This window comes from Pedobacter sp. (assembly GCF_035317785.1).
Taxonomy (GTDB): Bacteria; Bacteroidota; Bacteroidia; order Sphingobacteriales; family Sphingobacteriaceae; genus Pedobacter.
Genome location: NZ_DATHGC010000026.1, coordinates 19,688 through 36,742, shown reverse-complemented (window position 1 = coordinate 36,742; position 17,055 = coordinate 19,688). Strand labels below are relative to the sequence as shown.

At 42.0% G+C, this 17,055-nt stretch carries 17 protein-coding genes and 1 pseudogene; 1 reads left to right on the top strand and 17 read right to left on the bottom strand.

Features of this window, described 5'->3' with window-relative positions; translation table 11 throughout:
• The 11 genes and pseudogenes from VK541_RS02310 to VK541_RS02260 form a co-directional block, all read right to left on the bottom strand.
• Positions 1-403: pseudogene (locus tag VK541_RS02310) on the bottom strand (conjugative transposon protein TraK); the annotation flags it as partial.
• A 67-nt stretch (positions 404-470) separates the two neighbouring features.
• Entirely contained in the window at positions 471-1,670 is a 1,200-nt protein-coding gene (traJ, locus tag VK541_RS02305; protein ID WP_324366529.1) for a conjugative transposon protein TraJ, read from the bottom strand.
• 10 nt (positions 1,671-1,680) lie between these two features.
• Positions 1,681-2,319 (bottom strand): TerB family tellurite resistance protein, encoded by a 639-nt coding sequence (locus tag VK541_RS02300; RefSeq protein WP_324366528.1) that lies wholly within the window; start codon positions 2,317-2,319, stop codon positions 1,681-1,683.
• Positions 2,303-2,953 carry a hypothetical protein gene (locus tag VK541_RS02295; protein ID WP_324366526.1) on the bottom strand — a complete coding sequence of 217 codons (651 nt, stop codon included), beginning with the start codon at positions 2,951-2,953 and terminating at the stop codon, positions 2,303-2,305. Before VK541_RS02295 ends, VK541_RS02300 begins: the two co-directional genes overlap by 17 nt.
• Positions 2,940-3,677 carry a conjugal transfer protein TraI gene (locus VK541_RS02290; RefSeq protein WP_324366524.1) on the bottom strand — a complete coding sequence of 246 codons (738 nt, stop codon included), beginning with the start codon at positions 3,675-3,677 and terminating at the stop codon, positions 2,940-2,942. The genes VK541_RS02295 and VK541_RS02290 overlap by 14 nt, the downstream gene beginning before the upstream one ends.
• A 12-nt stretch (positions 3,678-3,689) precedes the next feature.
• Entirely contained in the window at positions 3,690-4,070 is a 381-nt protein-coding gene (locus VK541_RS02285; protein WP_324366521.1) for a hypothetical protein, read from the bottom strand.
• A gap of 17 nt (positions 4,071-4,087) precedes the next feature.
• Positions 4,088-6,559, bottom strand: a complete 2,472-nt coding sequence (locus VK541_RS02280; protein ID WP_324366519.1) for a TraG family conjugative transposon ATPase — start codon at positions 6,557-6,559, stop codon at positions 4,088-4,090.
• Positions 6,546-6,881, bottom strand: coding sequence for a DUF4133 domain-containing protein (locus VK541_RS02275; protein WP_324366516.1), 336 nt, complete (start codon positions 6,879-6,881; stop codon positions 6,546-6,548). The genes VK541_RS02280 and VK541_RS02275 overlap by 14 nt, the downstream gene beginning before the upstream one ends.
• A gap of 2 nt (positions 6,882-6,883) precedes the next feature.
• Positions 6,884-7,228, bottom strand: coding sequence for a DUF4134 domain-containing protein (locus tag VK541_RS02270; RefSeq protein ID WP_324366513.1), 345 nt, complete (start codon positions 7,226-7,228; stop codon positions 6,884-6,886).
• A 60-nt stretch (positions 7,229-7,288) separates the two neighbouring features.
• Entirely contained in the window at positions 7,289-7,825 is a 537-nt protein-coding gene (locus VK541_RS02265) for a hypothetical protein (protein WP_324366511.1), read from the bottom strand.
• Positions 7,826-7,977: 152 nt separating this feature from the next.
• A complete protein-coding gene (locus tag VK541_RS02260) occupies positions 7,978-8,850 on the bottom strand; it encodes an RteC domain-containing protein (protein WP_324366509.1) in 873 nt (290 codons plus the stop codon).
• Positions 8,851-9,124: 274 nt separating this feature from the next.
• Here VK541_RS02260 and VK541_RS02255 point away from each other — a divergent pair, with 274 nt between their 5' ends.
• Positions 9,125-9,364 carry a helix-turn-helix domain-containing protein gene (locus VK541_RS02255; protein ID WP_324366508.1) on the top strand — a complete coding sequence of 80 codons (240 nt, stop codon included), beginning with the start codon at positions 9,125-9,127 and terminating at the stop codon, positions 9,362-9,364.
• Here the strand turns inward: VK541_RS02255 and VK541_RS02250 are convergent.
• The 6 genes from VK541_RS02250 to VK541_RS02225 all read right to left on the bottom strand — a co-directional run bounded on the left by VK541_RS02250 (position 9,361) and on the right by VK541_RS02225 (position 17,034).
• The gene (locus VK541_RS02250) at positions 9,361-10,269 is read right to left on the bottom strand and encodes a helix-turn-helix transcriptional regulator (RefSeq protein WP_324366531.1); all 909 of its coding nucleotides are present in this window, start codon (positions 10,267-10,269) and stop codon (positions 9,361-9,363) included. The genes VK541_RS02255 and VK541_RS02250 overlap by 4 nt on opposite strands.
• Before the next feature lie 57 nt (positions 10,270-10,326).
• Positions 10,327-10,902: a GNAT family N-acetyltransferase gene (locus VK541_RS02245; RefSeq protein ID WP_324366505.1), complete on the bottom strand. Its 576-nt coding sequence runs from the start codon at positions 10,900-10,902 to the stop codon at positions 10,327-10,329.
• 102 nt (positions 10,903-11,004) lie between these two features.
• Positions 11,005-11,409 carry a hypothetical protein gene (locus VK541_RS02240; protein ID WP_324366503.1) on the bottom strand — a complete coding sequence of 135 codons (405 nt, stop codon included), beginning with the start codon at positions 11,407-11,409 and terminating at the stop codon, positions 11,005-11,007.
• 105 nt (positions 11,410-11,514) lie between these two features.
• Complete coding sequence (locus tag VK541_RS02235) at positions 11,515-14,418, bottom strand: glycoside hydrolase domain-containing protein (protein WP_324366501.1); 2,904 nt, start codon at positions 14,416-14,418, stop codon at positions 11,515-11,517.
• A gap of 233 nt (positions 14,419-14,651) precedes the next feature.
• A complete protein-coding gene (locus VK541_RS02230) occupies positions 14,652-15,128 on the bottom strand; it encodes a DUF5018-related domain-containing protein (RefSeq protein WP_324366499.1) in 477 nt (158 codons plus the stop codon).
• A gap of 31 nt (positions 15,129-15,159) precedes the next feature.
• Complete coding sequence (locus VK541_RS02225) at positions 15,160-17,034, bottom strand: RagB/SusD family nutrient uptake outer membrane protein (RefSeq protein ID WP_324366497.1); 1,875 nt, start codon at positions 17,032-17,034, stop codon at positions 15,160-15,162.
• Positions 17,035-17,055 lie beyond the last annotated feature (21 nt).

The following is a 17,055-nucleotide window of genomic DNA, read 5'->3' as shown; positions in this document are numbered from 1 at the left end:
CCTGGATTTCCTGGGAAATATTGGCCGATATGATGTTGTTATAATAACCCTGTTCTTTCAGGTTATCAGCCGTTTTTCGTGCGCTTTCATCGGCAAGGTAGAGCGCTTGTCCAAGGTTTGCTTTTATGACCTTATCGTCTGGATCAAGGGTAAAAAAGTAATGGTGAAAGGTCTTGATGTGATCCCTGATCTCAACCGGAAGGTTGTCTTTCCTTGCCGAACTAAAGGCCTCGATAGCCTTTCCATTTGCCAGGATATATACCTTTGATTGCATGGTCTTTACCAGATCAAAGCTTTTGTAGATAGCAAATCCGGATAAAACCACACAAGCCAGTATCAGAAAAATACTGAACCGTTTGATGTGCTTAAAGGCCGTATCTATATTTTTAAATTGTGTGAACATAATGTTGGTTTTTAATTAGGTTTATTCGCAGTTCTTATAGTTTTATTGGTACTCATGAGCTCGCTTTTTAGCTCGGTTTACCGCTTAACTTATCCTTGAAGTAATCCTGCCCTGAGGCTGCCGCCATTCCCGACATCTGGCGTTTCCCATCGCCGAAAGAATCAGCGATCATACCTGCTCCGTACTTCATGCCGGCAATACTGTTGTTGGCTCCCTGTTTGGTTTCTCTGTAGCCTCCAGCGCTAAAGCTGTTGATCTTGGTCAGTATGCTGTTCCCGCCACCTGCATGCACCACATAGTTGGCTACGGTCGGCACGCAAAAGTATCCTACTATTCCAATGAGCATAAATATCATGTACGCCGTATCGGTCGAAGAAAAGAAGGTGTCACCATTCTGTGCGACTTCCTCGATATCCAGTTTGATCATGTTCTGCTGTATTTTACCGAGTATTGCACCGAAAATATTGGCAATGGGCAACCATAAAAAGATGTTGATATACCTTGCCACCCAGACCGATAAAGTATGCTGGAGTCCGTCAAACACCGCAAAACCAAGTACCAGCGGCCCAAGGATGGCCAGGACGATGAGAAAGAAGGTACGGAGCGTATTGATGCAGAGCGCTGCCGCCTGATAAACAAGTTCCAGAAGTTCGCTCATAAACTGCTTAAAGCTATGCCGCATTTTAAAGTCTTGCCGATCTGCCCAGAATTTAATGTCATTGCCTACAGCTTCCAGCCAGTTCTCGTCATCTCCATTGGGGTCTTTCGGGTGGGTATATTTGTACCACTCGGAACGGTTACCAGAACCATCTTCGCCAACGTACATTTTCCATTTGGTTGATTTTTTCAGTTCTGCTTCTTTGCGTTTGAGCAGTTCTTTAATCACAAGATTACTATCTTTCACCATTGCGCCAGTTGCTGAAACGGTGGGTTTGAGCACCCCGTTCAACACGCCAAGCAGGGCGGGGAAAAGGACGATGGCAAGGCCGAGTGCAAAGGGGCGCAATAACGGGTAAAAGTCGATGGGTTCGGCGGATGCAATCTGGCGCCATACACGGCTGGCGATATACCAGAGTGCGCCAAATCCAGCTATCCCCCTCGCTACGTCGATGAGTTCGGCGCAAAGCGGGATCATTTCATCATAGACTTTTTCCAGTACGCTGTGCAATCCCCCGATCTGTCCCGCAAGGCCTTGGGCATGGGATGTAATGGGAAGCAAGAGCATCATAAGTGCCATTAGTCCCAATAATTTGATCATTGTTTTCATGTTGTAAATGTTAGGGATAAAGGCTCATCGTATGTTTCAGTTCGGCTTTCTGCCTTTCCCTCGCTAAAGAAAGTGACATTGCCTTGCTGTTGAAGTCGCGAAGGAAGACCAGCTTATCCTGCACGTCCGTAAAAATCCGGTCAATGGCCTCCAGCCGTTCAGAATCACTCATGCTCAATTTAGAAGAGGTAATGATCATAAGCAGTTCATCCAGGTTATCTATACTCTGGTCGAAAAGTTGCTTATACACCCTGCCCAAATAACCCAGCTCTTCAGAATTGAAAGTGTCCGATGAATTGAACTTCTTAAATGCGGGTTTATACTCGGTAACAATGTTCTTCTGATAGCTGACAATATCTGCTACCCGCCTGAACTTTTTTACTTCGGGACTGACCAGCATCAAGCCATCTAAAAAGACTTCGTGCAGGGAAAAATTGCCCTGGGATATATCTTTTATTGCATTGTAGCCGCCAGAGATCACCTGATATCCTTTTTTCATATCGGCTAGAATGTTCTTTAACTGGCTGAGCTTTTCTACATTCAAAAGCAATTGCTGTGCTTCCTGTGATTGTGCCCTGGCTGAAATACTCACCGTAAAAAGCATCAGTAGCAGGCAATAGACTATTCTTGTTTCATTCCTGAATTTCATAGCGATTCCTTAATTGTTCAATTGATTTCTTTTCCATTTCCTTTTGCCGGATAAACTGACTGATCTCGGTTGTGAAGCTTTGCGCAAATGCAGCCTTGTCCTGCATGGAGCGGTAGAGTTTATCCAGCCTTTCTATGCGCTGATCGTCACTCATCTCTACCTTACCAGAAGTAATCACCAAGAGCAGTTCCTCCAGGTCTTTCAGGGTCTCTTCCCAAAGGCTTTCCCTGACTTCCTGAATGTAGAGTTGATTAGAAAGCGACAGGTTAGCATTGGATTTTATTCTGTTAAATGCCTTCCCGATCCTGATCTGCATTTCGATGATCTCAGCTACCTTGATATTATTCTTTATGACAGGACTTACTTTTTTAAGTCCACTGATAAATGCATTGTGTAGGCTGAACTCGCCATTAGACAGATCCTTGATGGTTTGCAGACCACCATTTACGATTTCATAACCCTTTTTAAGGTAACTGGCATACATTTCAAGGGCAGCGATCTGTTCCAGCAGGTATTTTTTCTGTGTCTTTTTCTGCTTGAAAAATTCGGCGAAGGTCTGCCCGTAGCTGTTACCCATACCTGCAAAAATCATCAGGCCGACAATGATATACGCTTTGATTTTACTCGATCCCATAAATCTCCTTGAGTTTAGCGGTCTCATCCAGCGATTTAGATCGCTGGATGCTTAGGCCGATGTTACCAGAATTGAATTTCTTAAGGGCAGAATAATTAGCCTCCATTTCACTGACCGCTTTACTGATCAGTTCCAGCCTTGCCGCATCGCTCATCTGGGTCTTGAAAGAATTGATCACCAAAAAAATTTGGTCTAAATTCTTAATACTTTCGTCAAGGATTCCAGAATAGACTTTTTGCATGTAGTCCAGTTCTTCGGGCTGAAAGTGTTTGTCCTTTTGGAATAGCCCCCAAGCCCATTTGTACTCATCCACAATGTCCATCTGTATCTGCGTCAGGTCTTTAATGCGCTTGTAATAGGCAATGGCTGACTTGATGCGCCACAATTCGTCGTAATATTTCGCGTACTGCTCTTTCTGCTTTTCCGTCCAGTCCGCTATTTCAGTTAATTTGAGCTTGGACAACTGGTTCTCTAAAACCTTCTGGGCGTTCTGGAGCCAGATCGTCTCGTTCTGCAAACGCTGGACTTTTAGGTCTACCGCCTTGATGACCTTTTTAACGCCTGCCTTTATCACTTCCAGTACCGCAATCTGTGCACTTGCCCCTTTGGGCAGTCCCACAAACAGGGTCATGGTGCTCAAAGGCAGGATCGCCATATACTTCTTCATAAATTTCTTGATTATGCCGATGCATGGAAATGCACCGGTCAGGTTAATATTTTTCATATTTTGTTTGGGCTATTTGAGTTTGATGTATTCCCTGTTACCGACTTTCAGTTTGCCTGCCTTGGGATAAAAGGTGAGGATTTTGCCTCTGCGTGTTTCTCTCAGGGTTTTAAGCTTCTGGTCATACACGGCATTCCATTCTTCGGTCTCATATTCCCGGTTGCCTTTCTTTCCGTTTTCAATGCGGTTGAACCCCGTTCTTCGATGGATCAGGTAATTGTTGTTTTCGGCATGTTCAACAACCAGGGTATCATCGGCTACTGCATAGGTTCCTTCAGCGTGGTTAACGTAGGTACCGGGCATAAAAGATCTGGTATCATTGTCCTTGCAACCAAAAAGAACCGAAAGGAAAAAAAGCGTCAGGAGCGAAAGACCGGATAAATTAATTCTCATTTTCATAAGTTTATAGGTTAAGGTTTCTGAGTTTTGTTCTGTAAGTCCTGCACTAGCATGGCGATACCTTTCTGCACGCTCCCGTACTTTTGGGCGTATTGCTGAACCAATAGCTTTTCGCTTTCCTCGGTCGTGTAGGCGTAGTATTCCTGCGGGGAAACCTCGGTACGGTAGACCTTACTGTGTTGACTGCCGAGGGAGATAAAGACCTCCTTGTATTTGCGCTTCGGATCATTGGCCTTGTTCATCGACAGTACCTGCGCCTTTTCTTTATCAGTTAGGCCGAGTAGTTCCTGTATCGCATCAAACTTGTTCTGGTATTTGCTCTGGTCGAGCAAAATCTTACAATCGGAGTTGTTGATAATGGCCTGCTTCACGATGTGTGAGGAAATGATGTCTTCCACCTCCTGGGTAACCACGATCGCTTCTCCGAAAAATTTCCTTACGGTCTTAAAAACGTACTTGATATAATCCGCCATCCCATCTTTGGAAATGGCTTTCCAGCATTCTTCGATCAGCAAGACCTTACGGATTCCCTTCAGCTTGCGCATCTTGGAGATGAACATTTCCATTAGGATCAGCGTAACTACCGGGAATAAAATAGCGTGGTCTTTTATCGCATCCAGCTCGAAAACAATAAACCGTTCATGCAACAGATCAAGGTTTTCAGTAGCATTGAGCAGATAGTCGAATTCCCCACCCTTATAATAGGGATTGAGCACATAAAGAAAATTCCCGACGTCAAAATCCCTTTCCTTGACCTTGCCATTCTCCAACACCTGCATGTATTCGGACATCAGGTATTCATAAAAGGAATTGAAGCAGGGGAATATATCAGGATTGCGATCAAGGTGACTATAGTATAAAGTGAGCGCATTGGATAAGGCTACGTACTCCGACCTGCGGAAATTCTCATCGTCTTTCTTCCATAGCGCAAGCAGCAGCGTTTTGATACTTTCTTTTTTCTCGGTATCCAGTACGTCGCCATCCGTTAAATAAAAAGGATTGAATTTGATCGGGTCGTTCTCCGAGTAGGTAAAATAGTAACCCCCAACCAGATCACAAAGCCCCTTATAACTGTGCCCGACATCGACCAGCACCACATGGGCACCCTGCTCATAATATGATCTGATCATGTGATTGGTAAAAAAGGATTTCCCAGAACCGCTGGGGCCGAGGATAAACTTGTTCCGGTTGGTAGTGATCCCTTGCTTCATCGGCTCGTCGGATATGTCTACATGAACAGGTCTTCCAGAAAGTCTGTCGCCCATACGCATCCCAAAAGCCGAAACAGAAGACCTATAATTACTTTCCAGATTGAAAAAACAGGTCGCCTGTTCTATGAACGTATCAAAGGTATCGTTCATGGGAAAGTCAGCTTCATTGCCGGGGAGGCCAGCAAACCAGATCTGTGCCTGACCGTCGGTCTCCCGCTTAGCCACCGCATCCATCTGCGCCATTGCCGAACCGACCAAATTTTTTAGGTCTTTTACTTTACCCGCTTCGTCCGACCAGACGAGTACATTGAAATGCGCCTTTACCGGAAGCCGCTGGGAAGCAATCGCTTCATTGAGGAAGTCATTGACCGCATCACGAGAAATCGAATTCTCCCTGGAGTAGCCCGATAAAGACTGCAAGCGAAGCTTCTTAGCCTCCAGTCTCTTGATCGTTTTTTGCGCATCCTCAATAAATACATACTGGTTCAATATGTGGTTACAACTTAAAAGACTGCCAAGGGGACTTGCAAAGCCGATGGAAAACTTAGTCCGGTCATTGCTATACTTATCGTAATTGATCCGGCTACCGCACAATGCTGGCATATCCTCTGCATCGGAAAGTGTATAGAATTCCACATGCTTACCGCCTACACGGATGTTATCTTTAACCTGTATATCCGAAATGCTTGGCGTCTCGGAAGCACCCAGCAAGAAAACATAGCGCTCGATTACGCCCGCCCTGGTTGTCGTTCCTGCAAGCTCATCATCGCCTAACCGCTGAAACGAGATAAAACCGCTATCGGTCAGTATCCGCTCAAACTGCCCTGCGCTGTCCAGAAAATCACTGAACAGAACGGGGTTAATGGTCTGTGCAGGTGTAATGGACTTGCGAAGAATATTGCTGTAAGCCGAAGAGGAAAGTTTTCTACCCAACGGTTTTTTGGTCAGAAATATATAACACTTATGGTCTAAGCACTCCCGCTGGTTAAAGAACCGCTCACTGCTTCGCGATAAAAAACTATCTCCTGTTTTTTCAAAATCCGCCTTGTAAGCGCTTTCGGTAAACCAGTCCTGTTTGTGCATGATACTGAACTGGGGCAGAACCCGAATTGCTTTTACCCAAGCCTGATGATAGGCCTGATAATCCCTGTCTGATAACGAAAAGATTTCCGGCAATGTCACTTCATAGGCTAAAGTGATGTCCCCCTGCATGGACAAAATGCAGCCGTGCTCCACCTTGTAGATCGGCAGTATTTCCTTAGCTTCTACCATGATTTACATGCTTAAGAGTTGTGAATAATCGCCTTGACCGGAACTTCAGGCTTCTGGGCAGGCCACGTCGAGCCAGGTACTTCATCAGCCCGTGTTCACCGAACCTGTGGCTTAACCTGAAAGTGGAGATAAACAATACCGTTCCCAATGACAAGATCAGTGGCAACACGATGAAAAGACTTACGCCAGAGATGTACAGGACTGCAAAAGAGATCAGCAAGAGTACCAATCCAACAGCCAAATACGCTATGTACTGCGCTTTCAAGCCCTTGAAAACAATAGGTTTATTTACGCCCTTATTGATTTGATATATGCTGGCCATGACTATATCCCGAAAAAAGATTTAAGGACAGTCGCCACTACAACCAAGAAGATACAGCTACCGAACCATGCCGCGGCTACCTTATTGGTATCCGGCTCGCCCGCATTCCACTTGTTGAAAACCTTGACAGCGCCGATGATGCCCACAACTGCACCGATGGCATACATCAGGTCGCATCCCGTATCAAAATAACTCTTGACTTTGTTGGTTGCTTCCGCGATCCCTGCATTGCCGTCCTGCGCTAAAAGGGGAGAAGTATTGAGTAAATTAAACGCGCATATAATAATGCCCAAAAGCAGGAATTTGGCAAAAAATTGTTTATTATGATTATTGAATTGGTATTTCATGAATATTGATTTGAAATGAAAAAATTGAGTTGGAAAATGGGTTTGTAATTTCAATGAGCTTTAGTCCCAGAGTGTCTCCAGTTCGTCTTTGGATAAATAAAACGGTGCGTTTTCCGCCACAAAAGCATTGATCCGGCTGATGTTTGGATTGGAAGCGATCTTTGGAAATTTCTCCCTCACGGCCTCCATCATTTCCATGAAGTCCAGTTTATCTCCGTCATTAGCGGCCAGGCTTGCAAACACATCTTTAAGTTCTTCCAGTACATCAGGCACTAAGCCTACTTGTGCTAGCTTGCTATCTGCATCCTGACCACCGCCTGAAAAGCCAAAACCATCGCTGCTGACCCGGTTCATTCCCTCGGGCAGCTTTGATTTGCCCATCAGCTCAGGCTCTGCTTCCTGCGAGGAAACGGCTAAGTCGTCAACTCCCTTTTCCCAGCGGTGGGGAAGCCGTTCAGGAGATCGGGTAGTTACCCTGGGGTTAAATAACCCAAAGAACTCCTTGCGGTAAAAAATCAGCGTGATGGCGACATACCAGATGATGGTAAGCACTAGTGTGGTAACTAAGAAATCCTGCCATGTGAATTGTTGTAACATAATGTTTTTCTTTTATCCTGCCGCTCCATTACGGCAGGAATTACATTGCAAATTTTCGAAGGCTGCAAGGTTTAGGCTGATCCATCATGGTATATACCATCAATAAATTTTTAATTGTCGCTACCAGTCAGCATAACAGCAAAAGAGTTTCGCTACCTTTTTGCTGGCCTGTCCGGATTGTACTCGTCTTCTTTATCCAGTTTTTGAATTACCGCCTCGATCATCTCGTCGAGGTAGCGGGTACGGCTGATAGTTGTCCTGCGTCTGATCTCGCTCAGCCGTTTAGAAGGAATGCCTATACTGATCTGGAACTTATCTTCCAACCACCTGAAAATTGAACCGATGCTTGCAGTTCCGTTATTGAGCTGACCAGAGCGGTGAATGCCAAATGCCAGTTCTGCAAGGTTGATGCTGTCGCCCGTCCAGCGCATTTCTTCTGTATCGGAATTTGCTTGATACGTTGAGAGTGGATTTTTCTTGAAGTAAATGATCCGCTCGTTCAGCCATTCCCGCAGCATTTCAAAGGCTTTGATCTTGGAAAATAGGTAATCGCTACTGGTTGAAAAGTTTGGATCAAGTTCAGGGACATTCGGCATCAAAACGCTGCCATTGTCTATGCCCCTGATGAAGTAAAGATGATCCAGTTCAGTTGCATTCAGCTTATAGTACTGGTAATGGAAACCATATTGCTTAAAGAACCGCTCGACATAGATCAGCTCATTCTCGAAATTGAGCCGCTGCTGTTCTGCGTCCCCAAAAGGGATACCTGATTCAATGGTGTAGAGTTCCGAAAAATAGATCTGCCAGCAATAAAAGTCCGGCTTGATGTACTTGAAAAACTTAATTTCCTCGGCCTCGGATGAAAAAGGATGGTCATCAAGATAGCTCTTCAGCTTTTTGAGTGCCTGCCTGATAGGCTTTAAGGCAGTGGTTAATTTGGTCAGGGGATCAGCCGTCTGGCAGGAGATTTCCTCCAGTTCGGCTTCAAGCTGTTTCAGCATTCTGCTGCTCAACTCTTGGATCATAGTAGATGAAATTAAGTTCCTCCGCAGCACCTGTTCACTGGCTATTATTTAGTTTTCACACGCGGATCAATCGTAGCTATCTTACCATAGGCTTTTATGAGTTGTTTTTTGATTCGATAGGAACCGTCCCGATCGACAATGACAAATGTGTAGCCGATAACTTTAAATTTTGTACAGAATCCTGCTCATTGATCTACATATTTCCTAGCATTTTTCGCCAATTGACATATGTACATACGTCAATCAATCCAAAGATTAAAGTCAATTTTCCATCATGGATTGGAAAGAAGAAACTAAGCTAAAGTTTGGAGGCCACCTGTTAACGCTGCTCAAGGCATACGGAGAAAAACATGGCGATAAAAAACCCTCACTGCGTGGACTTGCAGCAAGGGCTGGTCTGGAATATAGCCATGTTCAAAGAATCTCCAAAGGTCAGGTAGATATCGCATTAACTACTATTGTTTCCCTTGCCCAAGGACTTGACCTCCATCCAAGGGAACTGATGGAATTTTAAGGGGTTTCCAATTTTCGAAGTAGGGCCAGTCTACTTTTCACGTCCGCCTTGCAATGGATGTTCTGGATATGCCTGCCGACCGTGGCAATTGCGATAAACAGTTTTTCCGAAATTTCCTGATAAGAGTAGCCAAGGCGGATGAGCCGGATGACCTCCATTTCCCGGTGCGTGAAATCATATTTTTTCAGGTTGTCTTCAAAAATTTCCTCGTTCGGTGCCAACCTGTCTAGTAGCTTCAGCCTTTCAAATTCTATCCTTGATCTCCTGACCGATCTGAACATGAAGATGACAGTGATCACCACAAAGCCAAGATTGGTAAAAAGGACTTCCACCCATTGGCCCACTTGGAAATACGCGAATACCGTCATACAGACCCAAGGCGAAATAGCAAAATAGAGTGCCATCGCTTCCAGTCTAGTTACCGGATATTCATCCTCTATTTGTTCCTTGTATTTTACCCTGATCACATTGAGGATGGCAAACACGATAATGAACGAGTAGACAAAGGGAACAATCATTCCCCAGCGAACAGCAAAATCAAGGTTTCCTGTAAGGGAATACAGGATCACAAAGAAGATGAGATAGGGCAGAATCAGGAATAAGGGAACGCCATAGAGTGCATGGAACCGCAGCTTGTCAAACTCAAGTCCCTTGTAGAAGAAATAAGGAAAATAGGAAGCCATTAGAAAGCCGCTCCCGTAGGCGATGATGTTCTGGTCTATAATCGAAATATTAAATTTTGGGTCGGGAAATAGACCGCCAGTAATATTGTACACGATCAAAAGAAACAGCAATATAAGATACCAGAAACGGCTCCGATCCTCCGGGCGTGAAAGATAGTGGATCAGTTGATAACAGAACATCGCAAACTCCAGAATCGAAAAAATGAATGTAATCACATGCATTTGGGAATTGAATACTAGCATAAGGCAGAATGTAGATTGATTTGGATAAAGTTTGGATCAGTACATTGGTCGTTTTAGAAAATACAACCAATAGGAAATATTTAGGGTGTCATAGACCTCGAAACCAAACTTTTTATACCAGGGCAGGTTCTCAAATGTGGATGTCTCCAGATAGATCGGCCTGTTTTCAGCAGTGCAATGGATGATCACCTCTTCCAGCAATCTTTTGCCCAACCCAAATTTCTGATATTTAGGATCAACCCCTATAAACCACAAATAAGACATTCGTTCATTCGGTTGCTTTGCCTTAATCTTGCTTTCTCGGTTCATAGCCTTCAGTACATTTCTAATTCCAATGGAATTGAATATCAGCTTAAGATCAAGAGCAATTGACCTAAAATTGTTTTTTTTCAGATCGGGATACAGTAAAAGCGCGCACGCCTTTCTGTCTTCAGAGATAAAGACCTTGCCAAACAGCATACAGACCTCAAAGGAGTAATCCATCATACGATGGATGCGAAACAATCTCATTCCGTCCTGCGGGATCAAATAATTTACGCTCTTGTTATTTAAGAAAGATCTGGTCAGAATATCAATGACCATTCCCTTTTCATTTTTGGTAGCTCTAATCATAGGGAGATTATTATTTTAATAATAAATCGGGAGCTGCCATCCAGCTCCACTCCCGAAGTCAATTAACTATTATTACCTAAATTTATTCTTTATCTAACTTTACTATTTCATTTTCTCTGGCATCAATACCAACCTGATATAGTTTTCACCGCTCAGGTATTTCTGCGCCGCGGCCTTAAGGCTCGCAGGACTAATCTTGTTCAGCAGGCTATCGTAATTTTTCATCAGGTTAAAATCCTCACCGTTTTGCAAGCGTGTGTTCAGATAGCTCAACCAATATCCGTTTGTTTTTACAGCGGTTTCTCGCTGCTTACCTTGTTCAATTTGCTTTGTCAGGGAATATGTCATTGCAACACCAGTCATAAACATGAATGCCGGTTGTATTAAATCCCAAAAACGTAAGCCATACCAGTTATTATGAAAAAACTGAGAGATTATATGTCCACCAATACTATCCTTATTATTGATCGCTTTGCTGATATAATAGTAAACTTCAGTACTTTCCATAGTTAATAAAACCATAATGAGACCTCGCATAAAGTCAAGAGACAGTAACCTGGAAGGCTTTTTTAAAGATTTACGCATATCACTTATTACGAATGCAATTCATAGTTAATTTATCTCCAGTAACCAACCTTTTGTTGGATCTACTGGTATTTGATCTGTAAGGTTGAATGTTCTGCCTTCCTGAAAGCCATTGATTTTTCGGGCAGTGATGATATTATTTTTAGGATTCCATCCCAGTTTCTTCCAGTCAATTTCCAATTTCACATTTACAGACTGTTTTGCCCAGCTGGCAATGGAAATTAATAATTTATTATCTCTTACATAAGCAGTTGCCAAAATATCTGAATCGCTTGTTTTAATTACACTCCCCTGTTCCCAATATCCTATCATTTTTGCCTTTTCAATACCAAAATCATCCCAGATCTTCCAAATCTCTCTCGGATCGCAATTCACACCTTCTGTAAACCAGGGATACCTAACCGTCATACCATACACCATTCCGCGCCACGGATTTCCTCCGCTATGAAGCATATCTCCCATGAGGCCGAAAGGAATACCCGAAACTTCTATCAGCCAGTTAGCAGGCGACATTTTATCATACTGAAAACTTTCGCCAAACCATAGTTTATTTAAATAAGGAAAAAACTCTGTGTATTGTGTAGCCGGCCCTCTGGAAAAGCCTGTATTAGAATGTAGATCTAAAATACAACCTGGTTTTACTGCATCCATTACCCTTCTCATTCTTTTCAGCATACCTCTATCATACGATACATCATCAAGATAAAGACCATCTATATCTGTGTGCTTAATTAACCAATGCAACCCTTCTATATAGTAGTTATACCATCGGCTATCACCACTTGTAAGCAAGGCAGCATCTGATCGCTCATAACCATTTATGGTGGTAAACCACTGAGCATCATAATGATCAACAACATGCTCCTGGAGCCACATAAACCCTCCACCTTTGCCATCTGCAAGTACTTCAGTACCCAGGCTCCTTAATGCCCATAATTCGGCAACCTGGTTAGTAAGTTCTCGGGTAGTATAATAGAGCTTAACTTTTAATCCCTTTTCATGCCAGATTTTAGCCACCGACTTAATCGTATCCATTGTAGTAAATGGATAATTTATATAAGGATTGATGGCGTTTGCGTGATGCACATTAAAAATCTTTATACCACTTTTCAAGTCTTCTTCTTTTGGAATCGGATCACTTCCATTATGGTAATAACGGTTCACAAACTGGCCTTCTGTATCCTGATCTTTTACAGGTGTAATCAATAATGCGAATTCAAAATGAAGGGTTATTCCCTTCTTTAGCTCTCGTTGCCCACTATATATCGTATTCAATATGCAACTACCATTTTTACCAATAGTAAAACCACCATTATTTTGATTAAACCATGAAGGTGGAGGAGAAGGTTTATAAAGGTTAAGAAGCGGCCCACTATAGGCAGACCCTCTTAATTCAACATGAATTCCTGCCGTTACATTCCCTGTCCAGAAAGAATCCTGAGGCCCCTTCCACTTCCAGCTGTATTCAGTCGGGCAAATCATTCCAGGTAGGCCCATCCCCATAAAATATTCTGCTATAGACTCCTTAACTGGCAACTCCAACCTGATATCTTTCACCACAAGATCTTTTTTAGGAACAACTGCAAATTTATAATTTACATGCCCATCTGATTCCATAGTGCCTTCGCAAATCAATTTCAGCTTTTCATTTTCCGATTGTGTTGTCCACTCTACAATTCCAGTCGCCCTTTTATTAAAGCTGATTATAGACGCCTTTAGTTTTTCTGATCCTTCAGAAGTTTCTATTACAAATAATAATGGTTGATCTAGCAATTCATTTCCCTTTGCCTTTATTGACATTGGTAATCCCTGATCATTTAATTTTATCTCACCAGTTTTGGATTTAATGCTGTTTCCATTAACTTTCAGAGGGGTAAAAGGTGCTATATTTTCATCACTAATGCCTAATGATGAGTTTAGCCAGCGTAAGCGAGAATGGCGCCATAGCTCAGCGTCACCACGCTCTGCAATGACCCGATCTGAAACAGTTAATTTAACAGGAATAATCTGCTTTGCTAGCCCTACTCCTGAAATAATCACATCAAAATTATACTTCCCTGGTTTCGCACGCTCAGGGATATCGACTCCAAACCAAAGTGGTTGAACATCTCCTTTTGCAACATCTATGCTTTTTGTAAAATACTTACCCTTAGAGTCTTTTCCTTCTACATTAAAACAAGTGATTTTAAAAGGTAACTTTGAGTAAGTTATTTTTAGATTTTTCACCTCCTGCTTTATCGCAAATGCACCAATCTGAAAGGTGTAATACTCATTGCGATCAGCAGTACCAGAAAACAAAGCTGAAGGAGTTTCCCCTACCCATTTAAAAGGAATATCATGACGCATACGGATCGGATTTCTCCTGTCTTCAGGAAATAAGAGTAAAGATTGCGAGTACTTCTTGCCAAGTGAAGTAATTTCAGAAGCTGTAGCAATTACCTCCATGGGATAAAAACTATCAAAGTCGGTACGGCTTTCTATACCTCTTACCTCAGCTAATGGAAGATTGTTACGCGCTACAACCCAATCTTTTTCAGGTGCATTCTCAGGTCTTAGATAGTCTCCTTTAAAGGAACCATTTCCTTTATCACCTTTCCATGGCAAATAGTAAATATAATAGATACCAGCACCATTAATAGGTTGAAATATTAATTCAACTTGTTCTCTATTAATATTAACACGTAAAATATTCCTAACTTCTTTTCCTTCAGTATCAGTAATAATCAAACGTTTCTGATCGGCATCATTGTCCCTTCTTCTCCATGGAATTTTAACCCGAACATTATCACTTGCATTTTCAACATTGATCACTGCACGCTGGCTACCCAGAGTTTCAGTCCATTGCGTTTTAGCGATGGTATAGGGAATTGACACCTGTGCCGATGCGGTAAAAAAGCCGATCAGCAAAATCATTATATATAATTTTCTCATGAAATTAATTTTGCTTTATCTCAAATTTTATATCGGATCGTATGTCTGTCTTTTGTAGCGACACCAATATTTTGTCCGTAAAGATATAAACAGGTAAAGGCAGGTAATACCATTAAGCTAAGCTTCATTTTCAGCTATTTATCTGGTTAGTAAAATTAAAAGAGAATTAGATATTAAGCTGCCCGCAACTATTATCGGGCAGCTTTATTAAACTAATATAGACAAGCTAATGGTTACTTAATAAATGAAGTGACCGTAATCGTCCACGTCTTTTTCGTTCCATTAGCTGCTGTAACTTCGTATTTTTGAGGAACAGCTAAATTTGTGAGCTCTCCTAATTTTGGAGATCCTGAAACAGGAGCAACTGAAGCCGCAGTAGAGACATCAAAATACATAATCAAACCATTCTGAGTTACCTTATCTCTTTCAGCAGCTGTAAATGAGCCATTTGCATCAGGAACAGTAACTACAAGATTTATAGTACTAGTAGCATCTACAACAGTTTTTGCGACAGTTAGTCTTTTATATTCAACTATTGGGCTACCATTATAATTTAAGGCACCATTATATCGGTATTCCAGATATACATTGTCAATATTGGTTCCATCCCATAAAGGATATGCAGGCAGATCCTTTTTCAGGCAGGAAGAAAACAGAGTTACTATACAAAGCAGTCCTAAAAATACTGCTGATTTTATTTGTCTTTTCATAAAATTTCTATTTAAATTAAAATTCAACATACTACCATCCTGCATTTTGCGGTCCGAACTTTGGATTTCTATCTATGTAATTGGTTTGAGAAATTGGGAAAAGATAACGCCTGTCCTTATTAAACAGCCTTACGTTGTTAGATGAAAAGAAAGATCCCTGAACAATTGAAAATGCTTTCCTGTCCTTGCTTATATCTATTACTTTTGGCAACTCTGTCAATTCAGGAATATTTCCACCTGAAGCGTTACCATAATTTGCTTCTGCACCGTATCTCCCCCATCGCAATAAACTCCAGTAATAGTCATTTTCCAAAACCAGATCTACCCTTCTTTCACGTTTATAATCTGTCCAGGCAGTACTCAAAGTACTTGTTATAGCAACAGGCAGTTTCCCGTGTACAGTCCTTGTTTTATTCAGGTTTGCAACTCCATTTGCAACATCACCTTTTAATAAATAAGCTTCAGCTAAATTCAAATAAACCCTACCTAAACGTGTAATTACGTAATGGTAGTCTGTAGGCACACCAACATATATTCTTGGGCTTACATTATTGTAAATACCCTTTCTCCAATACATATTAGATAAACTTTGATAATAGGCTTTACCGTTAATCTTTAACCAGCGAGTAGCATTTCCATTGATACAGGTTGTTAATATCTCTCCATAAAATCTCGAAGATGAATCACTCAAGATCGACGCATTCCATCTTGCATCTCTTCCTTCATTCGTGAGTGACCAAACAGTTTCCGTACTTCCGGCCTTAATTACACCATGTTTTACAGATACTTCACCGCCAGCAACAGGGATTTTACCGGATGGGACAGCGGCGACTTCGTCTATAGCCGCTTTATATTGTGAGGTCTGATCCCATCTAAGCGCAAAAGTAGGGTCCAATTTATCTGTTACCAGGTAATCATCTGCCATATTTTGGGTAGGTCCGTGCTCTATCCATGCTTCAAAAATGCGAATTTTTGATACCAGCAATGGGCTTCCTCCACCCTGTGTAATCCCATCATTACTCATATTAGGAACCATGTTTTGCATTGGCGTAGCCTCACAAGTAGTATTAATTGCCTTATTGTATACACCAAAAATAGTTTCAGCGGAATTTGGATTAGCATCATTAAACATCGCCCCGTAATCTACTTCCAGTGCGTAACCCCCATCAATTACCACTTGCGCATTTGTAATTACTTTATCCAATAGCGGATCGGATGAGCTTACATTTGCTGCATTTGGATAATTTTTATAGGCAAGAGCCTGCAGGCACACTTCAGTTAAAAAAGCAGCGGCCGTATACTTGTTGGCTCGCCCTGAAACTTTAGTAACCGGAAGATCAGCAACAGCATCTTCCAAATCTTTAATGATGTAATTATATGATTCTGTAGGATTGGCTGTACTGGCTAATAAAAGCTCATCATTAGGAGTCAATACCTTATCAATCCATACTATTCTCCCAGTATTTCGGGCAACATTGAAATAAGAAAGCGCTCTTAGAAACTTACCTTCTGCAATCAAAGCTTTCTTATCATCTGCTGATATTCCAGTAGATTCGGCAACTTTAGTAATAATCTGATTGCAGCGACGTACGGCACTCCAGTTATTAAAACCAAAATCTGAATTTCTATTCAAACTTTCAGTAAAAACATCTTGAGCCCCATTATAAGTACCATCAAATGCTATTGTGTTTGTAGTACGTGTATCTGTTGCCGGGCCACCCCTAAAACTCCCCATAATAGCGTCATAAGTGGAAAATATAAAAGTTTCGGCATTTGCCTTGTTACTCCAAATAACTTCCTCACTCACTTTGTTATATGGCTGAGTGTCCAGTATGCTTTTTTTACATGAACCAATTACCAACGCAGCTGCAATTAGTCCGGTTACAAATAATATATTATTCTTCATTTTGCTAAATTTTAAACTAAG

What these genes read in the sequence shown, in the direction of transcription:
- VK541_RS02240 (WP_324366503.1), bottom strand. Translation starts at nt 11,409, where the DNA reads ATGGAAAGTACTGAAGTTTACTATTATATCAGCAAAGCGATCAATAAT.
- traJ (WP_324366529.1), bottom strand. Translation starts at nt 1,670, where the DNA reads ATGAAAACAATGATCAAATTATTGGGACTAATGGCACTTATGATGCTC.
- VK541_RS02265 (WP_324366511.1), bottom strand. Translation starts at nt 7,825, where the DNA reads ATGTTACAACAATTCACATGGCAGGATTTCTTAGTTACCACACTAGTG.
- VK541_RS02235 (WP_324366501.1), bottom strand. Translation starts at nt 14,418, where the DNA reads ATGAGAAAATTATATATAATGATTTTGCTGATCGGCTTTTTTACCGCA.
- VK541_RS02285 (WP_324366521.1), bottom strand. Translation starts at nt 4,070, where the DNA reads ATGAGAATTAATTTATCCGGTCTTTCGCTCCTGACGCTTTTTTTCCTT.
- VK541_RS02295 (WP_324366526.1), bottom strand. Translation starts at nt 2,953, where the DNA reads ATGGGATCGAGTAAAATCAAAGCGTATATCATTGTCGGCCTGATGATT.
- VK541_RS02245 (WP_324366505.1), bottom strand. Translation starts at nt 10,902, where the DNA reads ATGATTAGAGCTACCAAAAATGAAAAGGGAATGGTCATTGATATTCTG.
- VK541_RS02250 (WP_324366531.1), bottom strand. Translation starts at nt 10,269, where the DNA reads ATGCATGTGATTACATTCATTTTTTCGATTCTGGAGTTTGCGATGTTC.
- VK541_RS02225 (WP_324366497.1), bottom strand. Translation starts at nt 17,034, where the DNA reads ATGAAGAATAATATATTATTTGTAACCGGACTAATTGCAGCTGCGTTG.
- VK541_RS02290 (WP_324366524.1), bottom strand. Translation starts at nt 3,677, where the DNA reads ATGAAAAATATTAACCTGACCGGTGCATTTCCATGCATCGGCATAATC.
- VK541_RS02275 (WP_324366516.1), bottom strand. Translation starts at nt 6,881, where the DNA reads ATGGCCAGCATATATCAAATCAATAAGGGCGTAAATAAACCTATTGTT.
- VK541_RS02255 (WP_324366508.1), top strand. Translation starts at nt 9,125, where the DNA reads ATGGATTGGAAAGAAGAAACTAAGCTAAAGTTTGGAGGCCACCTGTTA.
- VK541_RS02300 (WP_324366528.1), bottom strand. Translation starts at nt 2,319, where the DNA reads ATGAAATTCAGGAATGAAACAAGAATAGTCTATTGCCTGCTACTGATG.
- VK541_RS02280 (WP_324366519.1), bottom strand. Translation starts at nt 6,559, where the DNA reads ATGGTAGAAGCTAAGGAAATACTGCCGATCTACAAGGTGGAGCACGGC.
- VK541_RS02270 (WP_324366513.1), bottom strand. Translation starts at nt 7,228, where the DNA reads ATGAAATACCAATTCAATAATCATAATAAACAATTTTTTGCCAAATTC.
- VK541_RS02230 (WP_324366499.1), bottom strand. Translation starts at nt 15,128, where the DNA reads ATGAAAAGACAAATAAAATCAGCAGTATTTTTAGGACTGCTTTGTATA.
- VK541_RS02260 (WP_324366509.1), bottom strand. Translation starts at nt 8,850, where the DNA reads ATGATCCAAGAGTTGAGCAGCAGAATGCTGAAACAGCTTGAAGCCGAA.